At 48.4% G+C, this 18,893-nt stretch carries 18 protein-coding genes and 1 other annotated feature; of the genes, 3 read left to right on the top strand and 15 right to left on the bottom strand.

From position 1 onward, the window contains the following. The coding region (locus KNO94_RS09520; RefSeq protein WP_214779179.1) for a zinc ribbon domain-containing protein at window positions 1-108 on the top strand (108 nt) is incomplete at its 5' end. Window positions 109-271: 163 nt separating this feature from the next. Then, window positions 272-479: a binding site (T-box leader), on the top strand. Between the two features lie 51 nt (window positions 480-530). Continuing rightward, entirely contained in the window at window positions 531-1,532 is a 1,002-nt protein-coding gene (trpS, locus tag KNO94_RS09515; RefSeq protein WP_214779162.1) for a tryptophan--tRNA ligase, read from the top strand. A gap of 92 nt (window positions 1,533-1,624) precedes the next feature. On the opposite strand, the gene KNO94_RS09510 is transcribed toward trpS, so the two are convergent. From KNO94_RS09510 to KNO94_RS09440, 15 genes are all read right to left on the bottom strand, one after another. Then, window positions 1,625-3,277, bottom strand: coding sequence for a peptide ABC transporter substrate-binding protein (locus KNO94_RS09510; protein WP_214779160.1), 1,653 nt, complete (start codon window positions 3,275-3,277; stop codon window positions 1,625-1,627). Between the two features lie 202 nt (window positions 3,278-3,479). Further along, window positions 3,480-5,012 carry a peptide ABC transporter substrate-binding protein gene (locus KNO94_RS09505; RefSeq protein WP_214779157.1) on the bottom strand — a complete coding sequence of 511 codons (1,533 nt, stop codon included), beginning with the start codon at window positions 5,010-5,012 and terminating at the stop codon, window positions 3,480-3,482. Window positions 5,013-5,078: 66 nt separating this feature from the next. Further along, a complete protein-coding gene (fabF, locus tag KNO94_RS09500; RefSeq protein WP_214779155.1) occupies window positions 5,079-6,311 on the bottom strand; it encodes a beta-ketoacyl-ACP synthase II in 1,233 nt (410 codons plus the stop codon). Next, window positions 6,308-7,267, bottom strand: a complete 960-nt coding sequence (locus KNO94_RS09495; RefSeq protein ID WP_214779153.1) for a beta-ketoacyl-ACP synthase III — start codon at window positions 7,265-7,267, stop codon at window positions 6,308-6,310. The genes fabF and KNO94_RS09495 overlap by 4 nt, the downstream gene beginning before the upstream one ends. An 85-nt stretch (window positions 7,268-7,352) precedes the next feature. Beyond that, entirely contained in the window at window positions 7,353-8,054 is a 702-nt protein-coding gene (mtnN, locus tag KNO94_RS09490) for a 5'-methylthioadenosine/S-adenosylhomocysteine nucleosidase (protein WP_214779151.1), read from the bottom strand. 54 nt (window positions 8,055-8,108) lie between these two features. After that, window positions 8,109-8,582, bottom strand: a complete 474-nt coding sequence (gene greA / locus KNO94_RS09485; RefSeq protein ID WP_214739784.1) for a transcription elongation factor GreA — start codon at window positions 8,580-8,582, stop codon at window positions 8,109-8,111. A 67-nt stretch (window positions 8,583-8,649) separates the two neighbouring features. Next, window positions 8,650-9,285 (bottom strand): uridine kinase, encoded by a 636-nt coding sequence (udk, locus tag KNO94_RS09480; protein ID WP_214739782.1) that lies wholly within the window; start codon window positions 9,283-9,285, stop codon window positions 8,650-8,652. Window positions 9,286-9,301: 16 nt separating this feature from the next. Then, window positions 9,302-9,943, bottom strand: coding sequence for an O-methyltransferase (locus tag KNO94_RS09475; protein ID WP_214779177.1), 642 nt, complete (start codon window positions 9,941-9,943; stop codon window positions 9,302-9,304). A 62-nt stretch (window positions 9,944-10,005) separates the two neighbouring features. After that, window positions 10,006-11,148 (bottom strand): endolytic transglycosylase MltG, encoded by a 1,143-nt coding sequence (gene mltG / locus KNO94_RS09470; protein ID WP_214739780.1) that lies wholly within the window; start codon window positions 11,146-11,148, stop codon window positions 10,006-10,008. A 68-nt stretch (window positions 11,149-11,216) separates the two neighbouring features. Next, window positions 11,217-11,513: a DUF1292 domain-containing protein gene (locus tag KNO94_RS09465; protein WP_214739778.1), complete on the bottom strand. Its 297-nt coding sequence runs from the start codon at window positions 11,511-11,513 to the stop codon at window positions 11,217-11,219. Between the two features lie 13 nt (window positions 11,514-11,526). After that, window positions 11,527-11,949 (bottom strand): Holliday junction resolvase RuvX, encoded by a 423-nt coding sequence (gene ruvX, locus KNO94_RS09460; RefSeq protein ID WP_214779149.1) that lies wholly within the window; start codon window positions 11,947-11,949, stop codon window positions 11,527-11,529. 1 nt (window position 11,950) lies between these two features. Further along, window positions 11,951-12,217: an IreB family regulatory phosphoprotein gene (locus KNO94_RS09455; RefSeq protein ID WP_015881196.1), complete on the bottom strand. Its 267-nt coding sequence runs from the start codon at window positions 12,215-12,217 to the stop codon at window positions 11,951-11,953. Window positions 12,218-12,254: 37 nt separating this feature from the next. Continuing rightward, window positions 12,255-14,897, bottom strand: coding sequence for an alanine--tRNA ligase (gene alaS, locus KNO94_RS09450; protein ID WP_214779147.1), 2,643 nt, complete (start codon window positions 14,895-14,897; stop codon window positions 12,255-12,257). Between the two features lie 309 nt (window positions 14,898-15,206). Continuing rightward, on the bottom strand, window positions 15,207-17,414 hold the full coding sequence (gene recD2 / locus KNO94_RS09445; protein ID WP_251125903.1) for an SF1B family DNA helicase RecD2: 2,208 nt from the start codon (window positions 17,412-17,414) through the stop codon (window positions 15,207-15,209). Between the two features lie 70 nt (window positions 17,415-17,484). Further along, window positions 17,485-18,171, bottom strand: a complete 687-nt coding sequence (locus KNO94_RS09440) for a hypothetical protein (RefSeq protein ID WP_214779143.1) — start codon at window positions 18,169-18,171, stop codon at window positions 17,485-17,487. Window positions 18,172-18,286: 115 nt separating this feature from the next. Here KNO94_RS09440 and KNO94_RS09435 point away from each other — a divergent pair, with 115 nt between their 5' ends. Continuing rightward, window positions 18,287-18,835 carry a VOC family protein gene (locus KNO94_RS09435; RefSeq protein ID WP_214779140.1) on the top strand — a complete coding sequence of 183 codons (549 nt, stop codon included), beginning with the start codon at window positions 18,287-18,289 and terminating at the stop codon, window positions 18,833-18,835. Window positions 18,836-18,893 lie beyond the last annotated feature (58 nt).

Here is an 18,893-nt window from a genome sequence, read left to right as displayed (position 1 = left end):
AAAGGTCAGAAGAAAGCGATGGACGTCCGTGAATGGACGTGTGCCTGTGGCGCGCATCATGACCGTGACATCAACGCGAGCATCAACCTATTGATGTTGGCTGACTGACAACCATTCAGGGCAGGGACTGCCCGACGAGCTTGGTAAATAATCGTGGCTGGTAAGAGCATGGTCTTCCCAAGAAGCTCCCACTTCAATTTGCGAAGCAAATAAGTGGCGAGTAGTTCACTCTTTTCGTGATTCAAAACCTATGCTAAACTAGATTCAGAATAAGAACACAATGAAGAAGACAAGTAGTTCGATATCCCTTTTCCCCAGAGAGTCTACGGTGCTGCGAGTAGATGATAAGGTCTTGAACGAATGGACTTCGGAGTGGCTCGCTTGAACAGTAGTATGGCGAGACGGTTCACGCCCGTTATAGCGTTCAAGTGGCATAGTTTATGCAAATTTGGGTGGCACCGCGGTTATTCGTCCCGATTTTTTCGGGAGGACGACTGCGGTTTTTTTATATTCTTCGGAGGTGTATACACATGGCAACGATTTTTTCTGGAATCAAACCGACCGGCGTCGTGACGCTCGGTAACTATCTTGGTGCGATGAAACAATTCGTCGACCTGCAAGACGACAACAATGCCTACTATTGTATCGTCGATTTACATTCAATTACCGTTCAACTCGATCGAGTTGAGCTCATGAACAACACTCGAAAATTAGCGGCACTCTATCTTGCTTCTGGCCTCGATCCTAAAAAAGCAACAATCTTCGTTCAATCCGAAGTAAAAGCGCACGCTCAACTCGGCTGGATGTTGACTTGTATCGCTGGAATGGGCGAACTCGGCCGCATGACGCAATATAAGGATAAATCACAAGGCAGTGAGAATGTCGGGGCAGGGCTATTTGTCTACCCAACGCTCATGGCATCCGACATTTTGTTATACAATACGGAACTCGTTCCAGTCGGGGACGACCAAAAGCAACATATCGAGTTGACTCGTGATTTGGCGGAACGGTTTAACAAACGGTATTATGAGACATTCACGATGCCAGAGCCACTCATTCAAAAAGAAGGCGCACGGATCATGTCGCTCACTAACCCTGTGAAAAAGATGTCGAAATCGGATTCGAACGCCAAAGGATATATCTCGATGCTCGATGAGCCGGATGTCATCCGTAAGAAAATCAAGAGTGCCGTCACGGACTCGAGCGGCATCATCACGTTCGATCGCGAAAACAAACCAGGCATCTCGAACTTATTGGAAATTTACTCTCTCTCTACCGGGACATCGATTGATGACCTCGTCAAACAGTATGAGAATTCAAACTACGGAACGTTCAAACAAGATGTCGCAGAAGCGGTCGTTGCGTTGCTCGAACCGATTCAAACTCGCTATCACGAATTGATCGATTCATCAGAACTAGATGAAATCCTCGATGCTGGTCGAGCCAAGGCTGAAGCCGTGGCGAATAAAAATCTCGCCAAAATTGAAAAAGCGATGGGACTCAGTCGCAAGCGTGCCAAAGTGAAAAAGTAATGTTTTCATGAGAACTCTCCACGTGAGAGTTCTTTTTTTACACAAAAAAGAGAGACAGGCGTCCCTGTCTCTCTTTTTGAAAACTAAATGGATTATTGTTTGCCTTCGATGTAAGCCCACTTGTAAGAGTAGTCCGCACCGAATGCGTGCTCAACGATCCCTTTAACATATGGCTTCGTGAGGCGAGCTGAACCACGTTGGTAAACTGGTGAGATCGCGTTCTCATCAAGAACGATTTTCTCTGCATCTTGCATTTGCTTCCAACGCTCAGCTGGGTCTGTGCTTGCTTTCGCATCAGCAATGAGTTTATCGAACTCTTCGTTCGACCATTTACCACGGTTGTATGGTCCGTCTGTGACGAAGAGGTCAACGAATGTCATTGGATCTTGATAGTCAGGGCCCCAACCAGCGAACGTAAACTCGAAGTCCCCTTTGTTTTCAAGGTCAAGTTTGTTGTTGAACGGTTGTTGCTTGATTGAAACGCTCATACCTGGAAGGTTCTTCTCAAGTTCACCTTTGATGAACTCACCGATTTGCTTCGCAGACTCTGAGTCGTAGTTGAGAAGTTCAAGTTCAACTTTGTCTGTTCCGAGCTCTTTGAGCCCTTCTTCCCAAAGTTTTTGTGCTTCTTCTACGTTGTAGCCACCGATGTCGCCATTGCCTTCACGGAAGTCTTTTCCGTCTGGACCTGTAGCGAAATCTTTTGGTACGAAGAAGTTTGCAGGGATTGAACCGTTCGCAAGAAGTGTTTCTGCGATCGCTGTTTTGTCATAAGCGCGGTCAATCGCGTTACGGATTTTTTGGTTGTCGAGTTCTTTCACTTTCGTGTTGAACTGGAGGTAGAAGATTGTTGGTTCAACTACAGTTGAGAAGTCTTCGTTGTCTTGGTATTGAGCAACGAGTTCAGAAGTCAAGCCTGTACGGTCCACGTCACCGTTTTCATACAAGTTAACACCTGTTGATACTTCTTTAACGACTTTGACGTTGATTTCGTCAAGTTTGACTGCATCCGCATCCCAATAGTCGTCGTTCTTAACCATCTTCCAGCCTTGCTCGCGCTCCCAGCTTTCGAGTTTGAACGGTCCGTTGTAGAGAGTTGTCTCTGCAGATGTACCGAAGTTTTCGCCTTGCTCTGTATCGAATGATTCAAGTTTAGGCATGAAGACACCAAAGCTTGTCAATCCGAGGAAGTAGTCAGCAGGTGCTGTCAATTTAACTTCAAGAGTTTGATCGTCGATTGCTTTAACGCCTACAGCATCGCGCTCGCCTTCGCCAGTGTTGTACGCTTCTGCGCCTTCAATGACTGACATAACGTATGCATATTGTGAAGCGTTGTCTGGGTTGAGTACTTCTTTCCAAGCGTATTCGAAGTCGTTCGCTGTGACAGGCTCGCCGTTTGACCAAGTCACACCTTCACGGATTTTGAACGTGTATGTTTTCCCGTCTTCAGAAACTTCGTGAGATTCAGCGACACCAGGAGTTGGCTCGTCGTTCTCATCCATACGGTAAAGACCTTCGTTTACGTTGTTCAAAACGTTGAACGAAACGGCATCCGTTGCGAGTGTTGGGTTAAGTGAAGGAATGTCTGAGCTGTCGAGCAAGTTGAGGACTTGCTCTTCATCTGCATTACCTTGATTCGAGTCTTTTGATGCGTTTTCGTCGTCCCCTGTCGAACATGCAGCTAGGAATGCACTTGATAGAAGTGTAACCGAAGTTGCTAAAGCAAAACCTTTTTTCTTATTCATTGCGATGACCCCCTGATTTTTTCGTTTTAACGAAGTGAATGATGGTAGAAAATTCAGTCATTTCTTCTGACAGTATTTGTTACCAAAATCCCGTTGATGCAATAATACAATATTCTGATAATTTTGCAAAGTGTTTATTTTGATTTTTCTAAAAAATTTTATCTATAGTCTAAAAGCCCACCTACAGCGGTGGGCTTTTAGCTCAATTTTCGTATTTTTTTAAAAAGGTTAGGACGTACGAAGGACCAATGACCGGATAACCGATTTCGTCATAGCTTTTTTCAATCAAATAGGATCGACCAGCTTGATAGATTGGCATAACAACCGCCTCTTCTAACAGCTGTGCTTCCGCTTTTCGCAAGATTTCATTTCGCTCTTCTAACCGATCCGTTGAACGAGCCTGATTCATCAATTTGTCATATGATTCACTCGCATATCGACTTGAATTCAGCACATCGTTTGTTTCAAATTGAGTTAAATAGGCGGACAACATCGGATAATCGGGTTGCCAACCTGATAAAGAGAAAACATAGTCTCCTGAGACTTCTTTCCTAACTTTTTCTCCGAGAGGTAGTTCTAGGACCTTGACGGTCAAACCATCCAACTGTTCCAAATTCTTCTTTAAATTTGTGGAGATTTGACGCGCTTCATCATCAACAAAGCTAAGAAGTTCGATTTCGATTTCGTCTTTCTTCAGACGTTTCTTCACTGATTCAAACAATTGGTCAGCGTCCCCTTCTAATTGTGCAACCGTATCTTTTTGATCGATGACGAGTAACCGTTCGGTTGGTTGTTCTGCTCGGGCAAGGGAATCTTCGATTGCTGATCGTTCAAGCGTCAACGCGAGTGCTTGACGAAACGCCATGTCATTAAACGGTGCTTTTTCAACATTCGGTTTTAAATAAAAGACGCCACTTCGCGGACTGTCTTTTACTGACATGACTTCTTCATCAACAGATGAGACATCAAAATCATATGGGACGGGGTGCATCCCTTTTGCCTCCGTCAAGTTCGGTTCATTCTTGATCGTAATCGTTTCAAGCATAACCTTCTCAGCTTCACGATACGTTTCGTTTTTATGTAACGAGACTTTCGTATCACCGATTGTTCCCATTTTAAATGGACCGTTTGTTTCTAATTCTTCCCATGGCTTCACCGAAGACTGCGGTAAAAATGCTGGCATTGCTAGAACCTGTTCGAATCCTTCCATCGGTCGAATCAGTGTCAATTCAAGCGTTTGATCATCAATTGCTTTGACACCTAACGATTCCGGTTCCTCTTGACCGAGTCCAATTTCTTTTGCGGCTTTGACATCGGCGAGCAAGAAGCTGAACGGAGAATTGGTTTCATCATCGACAAGTTTACGGAAATGGTCAACAAACGTCTGCGCGGTAACTGCATTCCCTTCTGTCGTCACACTTTCTTTCAATGTGAATGTATAGACCGTTCCGTCTTCAGATCGTTCTAACTTCTCGACGAGTCCCGGTTCAATCGCCCCATCTGCGCCGAACCGATAGAGTCCTTCATATAGATGTGACAATACCGTTTGGGATGCCGGGTCAATCGCGAGCATGACATCCGGTTGTGTCGGAAGTGTCTCCCCGTAGATGGTGATGGTTTGTTCTTCTAGTGGTAATAGTTTGCGCGACTGCTCTCGTTGTTCGTTCCAAATAAATAAAAAAAGGATAAGGACTGAACCTAACAAGGCGGCCACGATGAATGATTTCTTTTTCATTCGTTGCGCTCCTTTCTGTTAGACCAACCCTTATACCCTAACCTTTTTTGAATGATTTTTCTACCGTCAGTTCGTCACTTTCGCAAATGCAAGCGTCGCATTGTGGCCCCCGAAGCCGAGTGAGTTACTGAGTGCATACTGAATGTCAAGTTCCCGATTTCCTTCACGAACATAATCTAAATCACAATCTTCCGCTGGTGACTCACAGTTGATTGTCGGATGAATCTTTCCTTCATGAATCGAAAGTGCCGTGATGACAGCTTCAACTCCCCCGGCTCCACCGAGAAGGTGACCGATCATCGATTTCGATGAGTTGACGGCAAGCTTGTCGGCATGTTCCCCGAACACACGACGAATCGCTTTCGTCTCGAGCATATCATTGAGTGGTGTGCTCGTTCCATGTGCGTTGATATATTGAACATCTTCCGGCGTGATTCCGGCATCCCGAATCGCTTCATGCATCGCTTTTGAACCGCCTTCCGCTTCTGGTGACGGTGCCGTGATATGGTAAGCATCCGAACTCATCCCATACCCGACGACTTCAGCGTACATTTTCGCACCACGTGCTTTCGCATGTTCATACTCCTCTAAGACGAGTACCCCGGCTCCTTCACCCATGACAAACCCGTCACGGTTTTCATCGAACGGACGGCACGCCGTGTTCGGGTCCGGATTGGTCGAAAGGGCTTTGTTTGAGCAGAATCCCGCGAATGAGAGTGGTGTGATTGGTGCTTCCGCTCCACCGGCGAACATCGCGATGGCATCGCCTCGTTGAATGACTCGGAATGCTTCTCCGATGGAGTTCGTCCCTGACGCACAAGCTGTCACAGAACAGTTGCTCGGTCCTTTTGCTCCGAGATAAATAGAAACTTGTCCACTCGCCATGTTCGGAATCATCATGGGAATAAAGAACGGACTGACGCGACGTGGCCCACGTTCATGGAGAACAACGGATTGTTTATCGATCGTCTCGACACCACCGATCCCGCTCCCAATCCATGTCCCGACTTTGTCGGCGATCACTTTTACATCAAGTCCACTATCTTTGTGCGCAGCATCTGCGGCAAGAAGTGAGTATTGAATGAACGAGTCCATCTTGCGTGCTTCCTTAGGCTCGACCAAATGTTCGATACTCCACTCCTTCACTTCCGCCCCGACTTTGGCCGGGTATTGGCTGATGTCAATTTTCGTCAACGTATCGATGGCGTTATCCCCTTTTAACAGGCGATCCCACATTGTTGAGACATCGTTCCCTAATGGCGATACGACTCCTAATCCTGTCACTACTACTCGTTTCATAAAAGATTCCCCTCCGTAATGGTTGCGTGATTCCATGTCAGACAGCTAGCCCCCCAAGTGAGCCCGGCACCAAACCCTGCGATGACGACCGTTTGTCCATCTTGGATTTTGCCAGACTTGACCGCTTCGGCCAAAGCGAGTGGTATGGATGCTGCTGATGTATTCGCATGGTCTTGAATGGTCATGACCACTTTCTCTTCTTCTAAGTGTAAACGTTCCATTGCGGCATCGATGATTCGACGGTTCGCCTGGTGTGGAACGAGGACGTCAAGGTCTTCCAACGTCTTATCAGCTTTGTCTAACACCTCAAGCACGATTTCCGGCATTTTTCGAACCGCGAACTTGAATACTTCGCGACCGTTCATGACAATCTTACCTTCATCATTTTCATACAAATGTTTCCCACCCGTTCCGTCACTTCCGAGTACGAACGAGTCAAGCGATGCGATGTCATCTTCCCCAAGTACGACAGCTCCTGCCCCGTCTCCGAAGAGGACGGCCGTCGACCGGTCCTCCCAATCAATCAGGCTACCCATCTTCTCAGCTCCAATGACAAGCGTCTTTTTGAACCCTTTCGAATCCATTAAACTCTTGGCAGTGTCCATCGCGAAGATAAATCCGCTACATGCCGCGCTCACATCAAAGGCGACAGCGGCTTTCGCGCCAAGATTCGCTTGAACCACACATGCGGTTGCCGGGAAGGCTGGCGCCGTAGCCGTTGCACAGACAATCGCTTCAATCTCATCGATTGTGACGCCCGCGCTCAGTAAAGCCCGTTCTGCGGCGCGTGTCGCCATATCAGCGACAGTCACATCACCTTCAGCCAAATGACGTGCCTCGATGCCCGTACGTGTACGAATCCATTCATCGCTCGTATCCATTCGTTTTTCTAAATCGATATTTGTCACCCGATTGTCCGGTAAGAACGATCCGATGCCGATGATTCCAATATTCATATCGTCGACCCCTATTCTTAGTATCTGGTACTAATATAAGGGAATAAAAAGAGGATGTCAATGCATCCTCCTCGGTATGGTTTGGTCAAGATTGTTCTAAACGCTTTGTGACGGCCATGACCATCTTCGCAGAATTAATCGAGGCCGTCTCTAAGAACTCATCAAACGATAAGTTCGCTTCTTCATCCGCACTGTCCGAAATCGAACGGGTGACAACGAATGGGACGCCAAACTGATAGCACGTTTGGGCGATCGGTGCAGCCTCCATTTCAACTGCAGCGACACCATCAAAATGTCCAAGAATTTCGGATACGCGTCTCGAATCGTTAATGAATGAATCACCTGTCACAATCAAACCTTGGTGAACGTTCACATCCGGTAGATTTTCAATCACGTCTTTACAGACACTGATTAATGTTGCATCCGCCTCATAGGCAGGTGGCATGCCTGGTACTTGACCATATTCATATCCGAACGCCGTCACATCGACGTCGTGGTGGCGAACTTCTGTCGAGACCACGACGTCCCCGACTTTCATTCCTTTTTTGAACCCACCTGCAGAACCGGTATTGATGACGACATCCGGCTTAAATTTATCGATCAACAATGTCGTCCCGATAGCGGCATTGACTTTGCCGATGCCTGACTTCAAAATGACGACTTGCATGTTGCCCAGGTACCCTTCATAAAAGTGATAGTTAGCGATCTCTGTGTCTACCCGTTCTGTCAACTCGTTCCGAAGCAAGTTCACTTCTTCTTCCATCGCACCGATAATTCCAACCTTCATTCCGATTCCTCCTCAGAAAGAGAGCGACTTCCAAAAAGGAAATCGCTCTTCGCATTATTTGATTTCTTTGATTTCGACAATCATGTCGCCGCCCGGTGTTTGTACCGTGACGACATCTCCGATCGTACGTCCAAGAAGCGCCTTCGCGATTGGTGATTCGTTCGAAATTTTTCCTGTGAACGGATCGGCCTCTGCGCCACCGACGATTGTGTACGTTTCATCTTCATTGTCTTCTTGAATGAAGAATGTGACCGTTTTCCCGATCGAGACAATCGAGTTGTCGCCTGCATCATCTTGGATGATGACCGCATTGCGGAGCATTTCTTCTAATTGAGCGATTCGTCCTTCGACCATCGCTTGTTCTTCTTTCGCCGCGTCATATTCCGCGTTTTCTGACAAGTCACCGAAATCACGAGCAATCTTAATATTTTCCACGACTTCTTTACGGCGTACCGTCTTCAGTTCGTTTAATTCATTCTCGATTTTCGCTTTTCCGTCTAACGTCATATAGTGTTGTTTTTCAGCCATTTCTGTCACTCCTTCATTGTCTCCTAGTATATTACAGCTAGGGTTGAATTGAAAACGATTTATTTCCTCACGCGCGATTGCGCTCAGTGAGCACCCAACGGATTTTTGTCACAAGTAAGTCAATGGCAACAAAGTTTTCTCCGCCTTCAGGAACGATGATGTCTGCATAACGCTTCGTCGGTTCGCAGAACTGCAAATGCATCGGGCGGACGACATTCGTGTACTGCGCCACGACCGAGTCGATTGAACGTCCACGTTCATTGATATCACGCTGCATGCGTCGTAAAATTCGAACGTCAGCATCGGTATCCACGAACACTTTAATATCCATCAATTCACGCAAACGGGCATCCTCAAGTGCCAAAATCCCCTCTACGATGACGACATCGACCGGTTCGATCAAAATCGTCTCATCTGACCGTGTATGAGCGGCATAATCATATACCGGCTTTTCGACAGCTTGATGCTGTTGTAATTGTTGGATATGTTCAATTAGCAAATCGTTATCAAAGGCGAAGGGGTGGTCGTAATTCGTTTTGTATCGTTCCTCCATCGTCATCTCTGATTGGTCTTTATAATACGCGTCTTGTTCGATCATGACGACCGATTGACCTTGAAACGCATCAACGAGCGCGCGGGCCACGGTCGTTTTTCCTGATCCGGTACCCCCGGCCACGCCAATAATGACGGGTTTATGTTGCATCAAAGTTAAGTCCTCCTCATCGTAATTTACGACTGATTGCTAGGCCATCACCAAGGGGAAAAATTGCAGTATGATAATCGGTCCGTGCCATCAATTGCTCAGTAAACTGTTTAACGAGACGAACGAGCCTGCGTCGGCGTCGGTCAAGTACTGACACATCCTCAAGCAAGACGTCCCCTCGTAAAAACAAATTATCGCTGTAAATCGTACCACCAATTGGTACTAAAGCGCCATACCCATCAAAAAATTTTTGATATTGTCCTTTTGCCGCGTCAATAAATACAGCATCGAACTCACCTTCAATCGTTCCAATCAGATCGACGGCATCGCCATGGATGAGCGTGATCCGATCGTGTACATCCGATCGACCGATGAACCCCGTCGCCTCTTCGAATCGTCGCGCATTTCGTTCAATCGTGACGATTTCCGCCTCTGGTAACAACTCCGCCATGCGAATGGCACTATAACCGATAGCCGTCCCCACTTCAAGGATACGGGCCGGCCGTTGCATCGCCAATAAGGAGAGCAACACTTCCGATCCGGTCAAATCCATGATTGGAACATGATGAACACGTGCGAACGCCTCCATCTCCATCAACAGCGGGGAGCGGTCATTGATCAACTGTTCTACATATCCTTCATAGGATGCATGGTCCACTCGTTCCACCTCTTAACTCTCTTCATTCAAACGACCGGAAGCATCCGCTTCCGGTCGTCCCATCAATTACTGTTTGCTTCTTCAAACGCTTCCCATTCGGAACGGTATTTATTGACGTTTTGTTGGTGAGCCTCATAATCGACTTCGAACAAGACTTCCCCATTCGGGAACCCTTCACGTGGAGGGCGTGCGTAGAAGTAGATGTTCTCTGTATCATTTGGATTCAACACCGCCTCGAACGCGTCACGGCTAACAGCCGCGATTGGCCCGATTGGAATACCTTCATAACGATACGTATTGTATAGCGAGTCGTTCTCAAGGTCAGCAAATGAAGTGAAAATCGATGACTCCCCAGTACCGTACCAAACGGTCGGGTCAGATTGTAATTTCATCCCGTCGTTCAAGCGATTCTCGAATACACCGGCAATTTCTTTTCGGTCTTCCGTCGACACGGCCTCTTTCTCGACAACAGATGCGAGCGAGAGCGTTTCATGGAACGTGCGTCCGGAATCGGCTAGACGATCTTTGTATTCTTGGTACATACTTTCTGTCGGTTTCAACATCTCATCGATAATCTCGTTGAGTGTGACCCCTTTATTAAACTCATAGGTGGCTGGGAACAGGTATCCTTCAAGCGGATGATAAATCCCGTCCTGCAATACTTCATCCGTCAACATCTCATGCTCATTCACGAGAGACTGAATGTATTCACGGTCGCTCAACTGCTCAGAAATCTCTTCTTTCGGGATTTCGGCAACCTTAGCGAGTCGCGTGATCACCTGATCGATTGTGAATCCTTCCGGAATGACGAGCTTGATATCTGGGACCACTATGACTTTACCTGTTTGCAACGTTTCAATCAATTCATCGATTGATTGTGACGGAGACAACGTATACGTCCCCGCCTGGAACGATGATTCGTTCTTAAAGCGTGTGTAGAAACGGAAAATCGTGCTATTCCTTACAAGCCCGTTCTCTTCAAGTAATTCACCAATATATCCCGAACCGGCACCGAGCGGGATTTCGACCTCGACCGTTTCAGTTGAAGTGGGGTCAATCGGTTCGACAGAGCGCTTCACAAAGACGTAAGCGAGCGCCGACCCTGTGGCGATGACGAGAAGGAAGATGGCAAGGATGACAACCGTAATGCGACGGACGATCCGGTTGCGGGCACGTTTCTCATCTGACATAGATGGATGATTCATGCATTTCTCCCCTGTTCTTTTTATAAAGAGAGGCGACGAGGGATGTTCCCTAGCCGCCCGTCCCCTATTTAGTCTAGACCGACTTCGTCATTGACGATGTCGAATGCTTCCATCACTTCGTCAAAGTCTTCATCGTCTTCGACGAGCTTCAAGATGAATTCGCCATCTTCAAGTTCTTCAATTTCAAATGCATACACTTCAATTGTATCTTCATCTTCTGTTTCTGGAGCGCCGACCGGCTCGAGGACAACGAATGTCTTCTTCGTACGGTCACTTGTCATACGGAAAATTTCTGCAAATAAATGTTCGTCTCCATTTTCGTCTGGAATACGGTACATTTCTTCTTCACGACGGATTTCTGCCATGAGAGATTCCTCCTTATTTCCCGGAACGATCCAGGTAGTTTTGTAAAATCATCACGGCCGCCATTTTGTCGATGACCGCTTTTCTCTTTTTACGGCTGACATCTGCTGAAATGAGCATCCGTTCCGCTTGCATCGTCGTCAATCGTTCATCCACCAACACGCACGGTAACCCTGTCTGTTCCGTAAAGGCCTCGGCAAACGCCTCGGACGCCTCACCACGCGGACCGACCGTCCCATTCATGTTTTTCGGGTGACCGACGACAACTTCTTTCACATCGTACTGCTCGATGAACGGATGAAGGAGACGGACAGCTTCGTCAAAGTCGGGTTCAGTCCAGTAGACCGTCTCCACACCTTGTGCTGTCCATCCCATCAGGTCACTTACCGCGACACCAATCGTCTTCGAACCGACATCGAGTCCCATGACTCGCTTCATATTAATCCTCTCTACGATCGTTCAAATACGATTTGACCAACTCTTCGAGAAGTTCATCCCGCTCAATTTTGCGAATCAAGTTTCGCGCATCATTATGACGTGGGATATAGGCGGGGTCACCTGACAATAAGTATCCCACGATTTGATTGATCGGTTGATAACCTTTTTCCTCGAGTGCTTGATATACCGTAATCAGCGTCTCACGTGTGTTGGCACGTTGATCATCTTCTGGAAAATTGAATTGCATCGTGCGATCCATTTGGCTCACAAGAATCCACCTCTTTCCGTTTGCACTTCACAGTCTATTATGCCAGTGATTCGACGTAATGTGAAGCAAACTTCAATGCTTCGTCCAGTTTTGTTGCGTCACGGCCACCTGCTTGTGCCATGTCTGGACGACCGCCACCGCCACCACCGCAGCGTGTCGCGACTTCTTTAATGAGTTTTCCGGCATGGAAGCCACGGTCGTTCAAGTCTTTCGTCACACCTGCGACGAGGTTGACCTTCTCCCCGTTTGCCGAACCGAGGATAATCACGGCAGAACCGAGTTTCCCTTTCAAATCATCGACCATGCTACGGAGGGCATCCATGTCTTGTCCATCGACGCGTTTTGCAATCAATTGAACGCCACCGATTGTTTCGATTGAATCCGTCAATGAAGAGGCTTCGATATTAGCAAGCTTCGCTTTGAGCGACTCTGAAGCACGTTCGACTTCTTTGATTTCAGCTTGAAGTGCTTGCACGCGTGCAGGAACTTCAAGTGGTTTCGTCTTCAACAACTTCGCTGTCGCTTCAAGCGTTTCGATTTGCTGGTTCATCACTTCATATGCGCCAGCTCCCGTGACCGCTTCAATTCGACGCGTCCCAGCGCCAATCCCTGATTCAGACAAGATTTTAAAGAGTCCGATTTCAGCCGTGTTGGAGACGTGAATCCCACCACAAAGCTCAACTGAGTAATCCCCTGCTGATACGACACGAACGACATCCCCATACTTCTCGCCAAAGAGTGCCATCGCTCCTTTTGCTTTCGCATCCGCAATGTTCATCTCTTCGATGTCGACACCGATCGATGCCCAAATCTTCTCATTCACTTGACGCTCAATGGATTGAAGCTCTTCAGGTGTCACTTGACCAAAGTGAGAGAAGTCAAAGCGAAGACGGTCTGGCGTCACGAGTGAACCGGCCTGGTTGACGTGCTCACCGAGCGTATCTTTCAGTGCGCGGTGCAAGAGGTGCGTCGCCGTGTGGTTCTTGACGATGGCTTGACGCGATGCTTGGTCGACAGTAGCCGTGACGGCTACTTCCGCTTTCGCCACGCCTGACTCGACTGTGACCGTGTGCAAGTTCTGTCCGTTCGGTGCTTTCGACACATCTTTCACGCGAAGAAGGAAGTCTTCTCCGACGATTTGTCCTTTATCACCGATTTGACCGCCGCTCTCTGCGTAGAATGGCGTCTGATCGAGAATCACTTGTGCTTCTTCTCCAGCAGCGACGACGTCAGCGAGTTCACCGTTGTGAATCAAGCTGATGATTTTTGCGTTCGTTTCAAGATTGTTGTAACCGAGGAACGTCGATGGCATCGTGATGTCCGCGAGTACACCTGACTGAATCTGCATCGATTCCACATCAGCGCGCGCTTGACGTGCACGTTCACGCTGCTCATTCATCGCTTCTTTGAATCCATCTTCGTCGACCGTCATCTGATGGTCTTCTGCGTATTCGATTGTCAATTCGAGTGGGAAACCATACGTGTCATAAAGACGGAATGCATCTTGACCGCTGATGATGTTTGACCCAGCTGCTTTTTGTGCTTTCGCCACTTCGTTCAAAATCGCGAGTCCGTCGTTCAACGTCTCATGGAAACGCTCTTCCTCGTTCTTGATGACTTTCTTGATGAAGTCTTTCTTCTCGTTCACTTGTGGGTAGAAGTCGACCATGATGTCACCAACGACGTCGACGAGCTCATACATGAACGGACGTTCGATGCCGAGCATCTTCGCATAACGGACAGCACGACGGAGAAGACGACGGAGGACATAGCCACGTCCTTCGTTTGACGGGAGTGCCCCGTCACCGATTGCGAACGATACGGTACGGATGTGGTCCGCGATGACTTTGAAGGCAACGTCTTTGCTGCTGTCTTGACGGTATACGTCGCCACTGATTTTTTCAGTTTCACGAATGATCGGCATGAAGAGGTCCGTATCGAAGTTTGTCGGTACGTCTTGAAGGACGCTCGCCATCCGTTCGAGTCCCATCCCTGTATCAATGTTTTTACGTGGAAGTTCTGTATAGTTCCCGTGCCCGTCATGGTTATATTGGCTGAACACGATGTTCCAGATTTCAAGGTAACGCTCGTTCTCCCCACCCGGATAAAGTTCAGGGTCTGTCGGGTCGTCACCGAATGCCGGTCCACGGTCAAAGAAGATCTCCGTGTTCGGACCAGATGGGCCTTCACCGATTTCCCAGAAGTTATCTTCAAGTGGGATGATGCGGTCAGCCGGCATGCCGAGATTCAACCAGATTTGTTTTGACTCTTCATCGTCCGGGTGAATCGTGACCGAGAGACGGTCCGGGTCGAGTCCGTACCACTCGTCGCTCGTCAACAGTTCCCAGCCCCATGTGATCGCTTCTTCACGGAAGTATTCACCGACGGAGAAGTTCCCGAGCATTTCGAAGAAAGTATGGTGACGTGCTGTCTTCCCGACGTTCTCGATATCGTTCGTACGAATCGATTTTTGAGCGTTGACGATCCGTGGGTTCGCAGGGATGACGCGTCCATCAAAGTATTTTTTCAATGTCGCGACCCCAGAGTTGATCCACAACAAAGTCGGATCTTCAACCGGTACGAGTGAAGCACTCGGCTCCACGCTGTGCCCTTTCGATTTGAAGAAATCTAAGTACATTTGGCGAATCTGTGCGCCAGTCAATGATTTGAGCGGTTTCATGAACAATTCCTCCTTATTTCTGAACGAAACGAAAAAAAGCGATGCCTGCCCCTGTGGAAAGGGACGAAAGCATCGCTTCGTGGTACCACCCTCGTTCGCACGGTAAACACCGTGCCTCGAACATCCGTTAACGTGGATGAGGCGCCCAGGTTGAGTGGGGACTCCAGAATAGCTTCGGTCGGCCGACCTCCATCTTCTCGCAGCCTAGGAAGATGTCTCTGTAGAGGTGGTGACGACGTACTCATTTCCTTCATCGTCTGTATCGTTTCAGTTGTCTATTCGTCATTATCACACGCGTTCGGAAAGACGTCAAGACTTCCCGCCTAACCGTTCTACCAATTTCGTTCGTCGTACGGGTTCCTCTTCACGTGTCGCCGCCTCGAGTGCCCGTACGTCCCCGAACAACAGTAAACTTTTCTTCGCCCGGGTCACGGCTGTATAAATCAAGTTACGTGACGACCGGAAGCCACCGTTAAAGAAGACCGGCATGAGCACAATCGGAAACTCAGATCCTTGTGACTTATGGATTGTGATGGCGTAAGCGTGGGTGAACTGGTCCCAATCACTACGGTTGTACTCGACCTCTGTCTGGTCGAATCGGATATAAATCTTGTCGACTTTATCGACATTCTCTTTGGCGTAGAAGATGTTCGTGATTTCCCCGATATCCCCATTATAGACGTTCTCCTCGGCGTTGTTGACGAGCTGAAGCACTTTATCGCCATTTCGGTAAATGCGTGTCCCATGCTTCACTTCACGGGCACTCGATTTTGGATTGAATACGTTCTGAAGTGCTTCATTCAGCCCGTCAATTCCACACACGCCTCGATATGTCGGTGCGAGCACTTGGATATCAAATGGTGAATACCCTTTCCGAAGGGCCGCTCCCGCCATCTGACAAATCGCTTGAAGCGCCGTCTCTTGGTTCGCCGTATAGAAGCGTCGGTCCGGTAGCGCCGCCAACAAATCGTCTGGCATTTTCTTGGCGTTCAAGGAATGGGCGAGACGAAGGATGCTCGACTCCGACGCCTGACGGTGGACGACGTCGAGGCGGACGACCGGAATCCCGTCCGTCGCCATCAAATCGGCAAGCACTTGTCCTGGTCCGACAGACGGGAGTTGATCGCGGTCTCCGACGAACAAGATCTTCATGCCGTTTGGTACTGCTTTGAGCAAACTTCTAAACAAGAAGATGTCAATCATCGACGCCTCATCGACGATGAGCACTTTCCCGACAAGCGGATTCGTCTCATCGACTTGGAACGAACTTCCATCGAACTTCAACAGACGGTGGATTGTCGAGGCCGGTAACCCTGTCGACTCACTGAGGCGTTTCGCTGCTCGACCCGTTGGTGCGGCCAAGACGAACGGGAACGGTTGGTTCGGAACGGGGTCTAATTTCCAATCAAAGACGTCACTGAGTGCATGAATGATGCCTCGGACGACCGTCGTCTTCCCGGTACCCGGACCACCTGTGAGAACCATGAGCGGTGATTTGAGCGCGAGTTCGATGGCTTCTCGTTGTTGAGTCGCATATTCAATCGAGAACATCTCCTCGACACGTCCGATTGCGTCAAAGATGGTCGTCATGTCCACGTCTTCAGTTGTCGACGTCGCCATGATGCGTGCCAATTCCTCTGCCGCCTTCCGCTCAGCACGGAACACACGAGGGTGATAGACGACCCCGTCATCGATGACGACCCGTTCTTCTTTGGCGAGCGACTGTAATGCCGTGACGAGCGCATCACCCGGATCGGCCCCGATGATTCGAGGCATCTCCGCTTCAAGTTGCTCCGCCGTCACATAAAGATGACCGTTCCCTTGTTCAAGTTCTAATACGTAAAGCACCGCTGCCGCAATGCGTTCGGGATGAATGCCTTGAATTCCGAAGTGCGCCGCAATCGCATCTGCCGTCTTGAAGCCGATTCCCTGTACGTCGTACATGAGCGCATATGGATTCTTCTCAATCGTCTCCATCGCCCGTCCTTCATACTCTTTATGGATTTTTGAGGCGAGACGTGGTGTCACGTCGAACGGAGCGAGAAATAAAAGCAACTGATCGACCCCGTACAAGACGTTCAGGCGCTCGGTGATGACACGCGCCTGCTTTTCTTTCAATCCGTCGACCTCGGACAGGATGCTCGGATGTCTCACGATTTGATCGATACAATCGTCGCCGAGTGAATCCGCAATCTTCTGTGCCGTCTTTTGACCGATTCCAGGGAAAGACCCGTTCGTCAAAAAGCGGACGGCAGCTCGTTTCGTCATCGGGACGACACGGCGAATCCAATCCGCCTTCATCTGTTTCCCGAATCGGGGATGATCAACGAGACGACCGTGCGCCTTATACGTCTCGCCTTTCTCGATGCCAACCCCGACGCCTGCGATGACCATCTCGGTCTCGTCCGTCTCAAAATTCTTTTCTTTTATACGTACGAGCGCAATCGTATGCGCCTCTTCTTCTGATTGAAACAGGACTCGAATGACTTTTCCAGTCAACTCATAAGGTGCTGCCATCATATCCGACACCTCCAGCTATTTTTCCACCATCCATTATAGCCCGAGATGAATCGATTGAACAAATGCCCTAGTCGAATAGACTCAAGATTTGCTCGATTCGGTCGAGATCGACGACTTCCAAAATACGAATGAGTTGTTCAAGGTCTACTCGGTCCAAGATGCGTTCGACCTGATCTAGGTCCACTTCTTCCATTAAACGCTGGATCCTATCCAAGTCCCCAGACGCCTGATATGCTTCAAGTTTTGTGAAGAGCTCGGTCTTTTCAATGCGAATCGAGTCCTCAAGCATCCCCCTCGCCCCAAACAAGACGAGTCCGATGACCACCAGTTGAATCAACCAGTTCGTCACGACTTTCCAAAATGGGACGGTCTGATGGATGAATGGGATGAGCGGGATAAACGTCAATTGTAAGAGTAACATCCCGACTTGGACGTATACGTTCGGAATAAGGAATCCGAGTACTGCAAGAATCAATGGAACGACCCACCCCACACCGACATGTTCAGACGTATCCTGCCAAGACTTCTGTTCACTGTACACATAATGAACCATCCATCCGACAATGAGGAGCGCCACAAACAAAAAGAGTAATATCGTTAAGAGTCCTTGCGGTTCAACGACCACTTGATATAAAATCGTGTTCGTCCATTTCCCGTTCGCTAATCGTTCATTTACCGATTCAAATAATTGATTCAACCACACATATTCGACAATAAAAAATAGGATCACACTGACCATGCTGTATTTTCGCAAGCCACTCGACCTCCTTCTATAGGTTGTCATTCCCCCCCTTTAACACAGCTAGTCGCGTTTTTGATTTAATGAAACGGGGAACTGTTCGAATGACACATTGAAGGAGGAATCATCTATGGGCAATCGAATTCCAGTCAGCGGATTATGCGAACTCGTATTAGAAGTGACAGACATGAACGAAGCCGTAGCCTTTTGGCATGAAAAATTAGGTCTTCCTGTCGTCGAACAATGGGTCGGAGACGATGCCGAACCGAGCGAGTCACAAGAACAGGCAAACGAACCGTGGGCAACGTGGCTCTATATCGGAGGCAACACACGGTTAGGGCTTTGGTTAAAACGGAACTTCACAGAAGAAGAGGATGCGAACCGGAAACAAGACGTGACGGAGTGGGACACGCTCTACGATGAAGGTGGAGTCCACGTTCACTGCGCGTTCTTCGTTCCGATGGATTCGTTTGAGAAGGCACTCGAAATTCTAGATGAAACGGATGTCCCTGTAAAACTTCGGACGTGGGACGAGGATGAGACGAAGAATGGGAAGGAACGCTCGGCGTACTTTAAAGACCCGAGCCATAACATCATCGAACTGTATACGAAAAATATGGACGAAGCATACGGCGAGTTTGCCGGAGAACCTGTTAAAATCACGACGAAACAACTTTGATTTCAATCCCTAAAAAAGTGCCATCGCTCTATTGCGATGGCACTTTCGTCTTCATACG

Source organism: Exiguobacterium sp. s22 (assembly GCF_018617455.1).
GTDB lineage: Bacteria > Bacillota > Bacilli > Exiguobacteriales > Exiguobacteriaceae > Exiguobacterium.
Note: the sequence above shows the minus strand (reverse complement) of the source record. Positions and strands in the feature narration are given on the sequence as shown.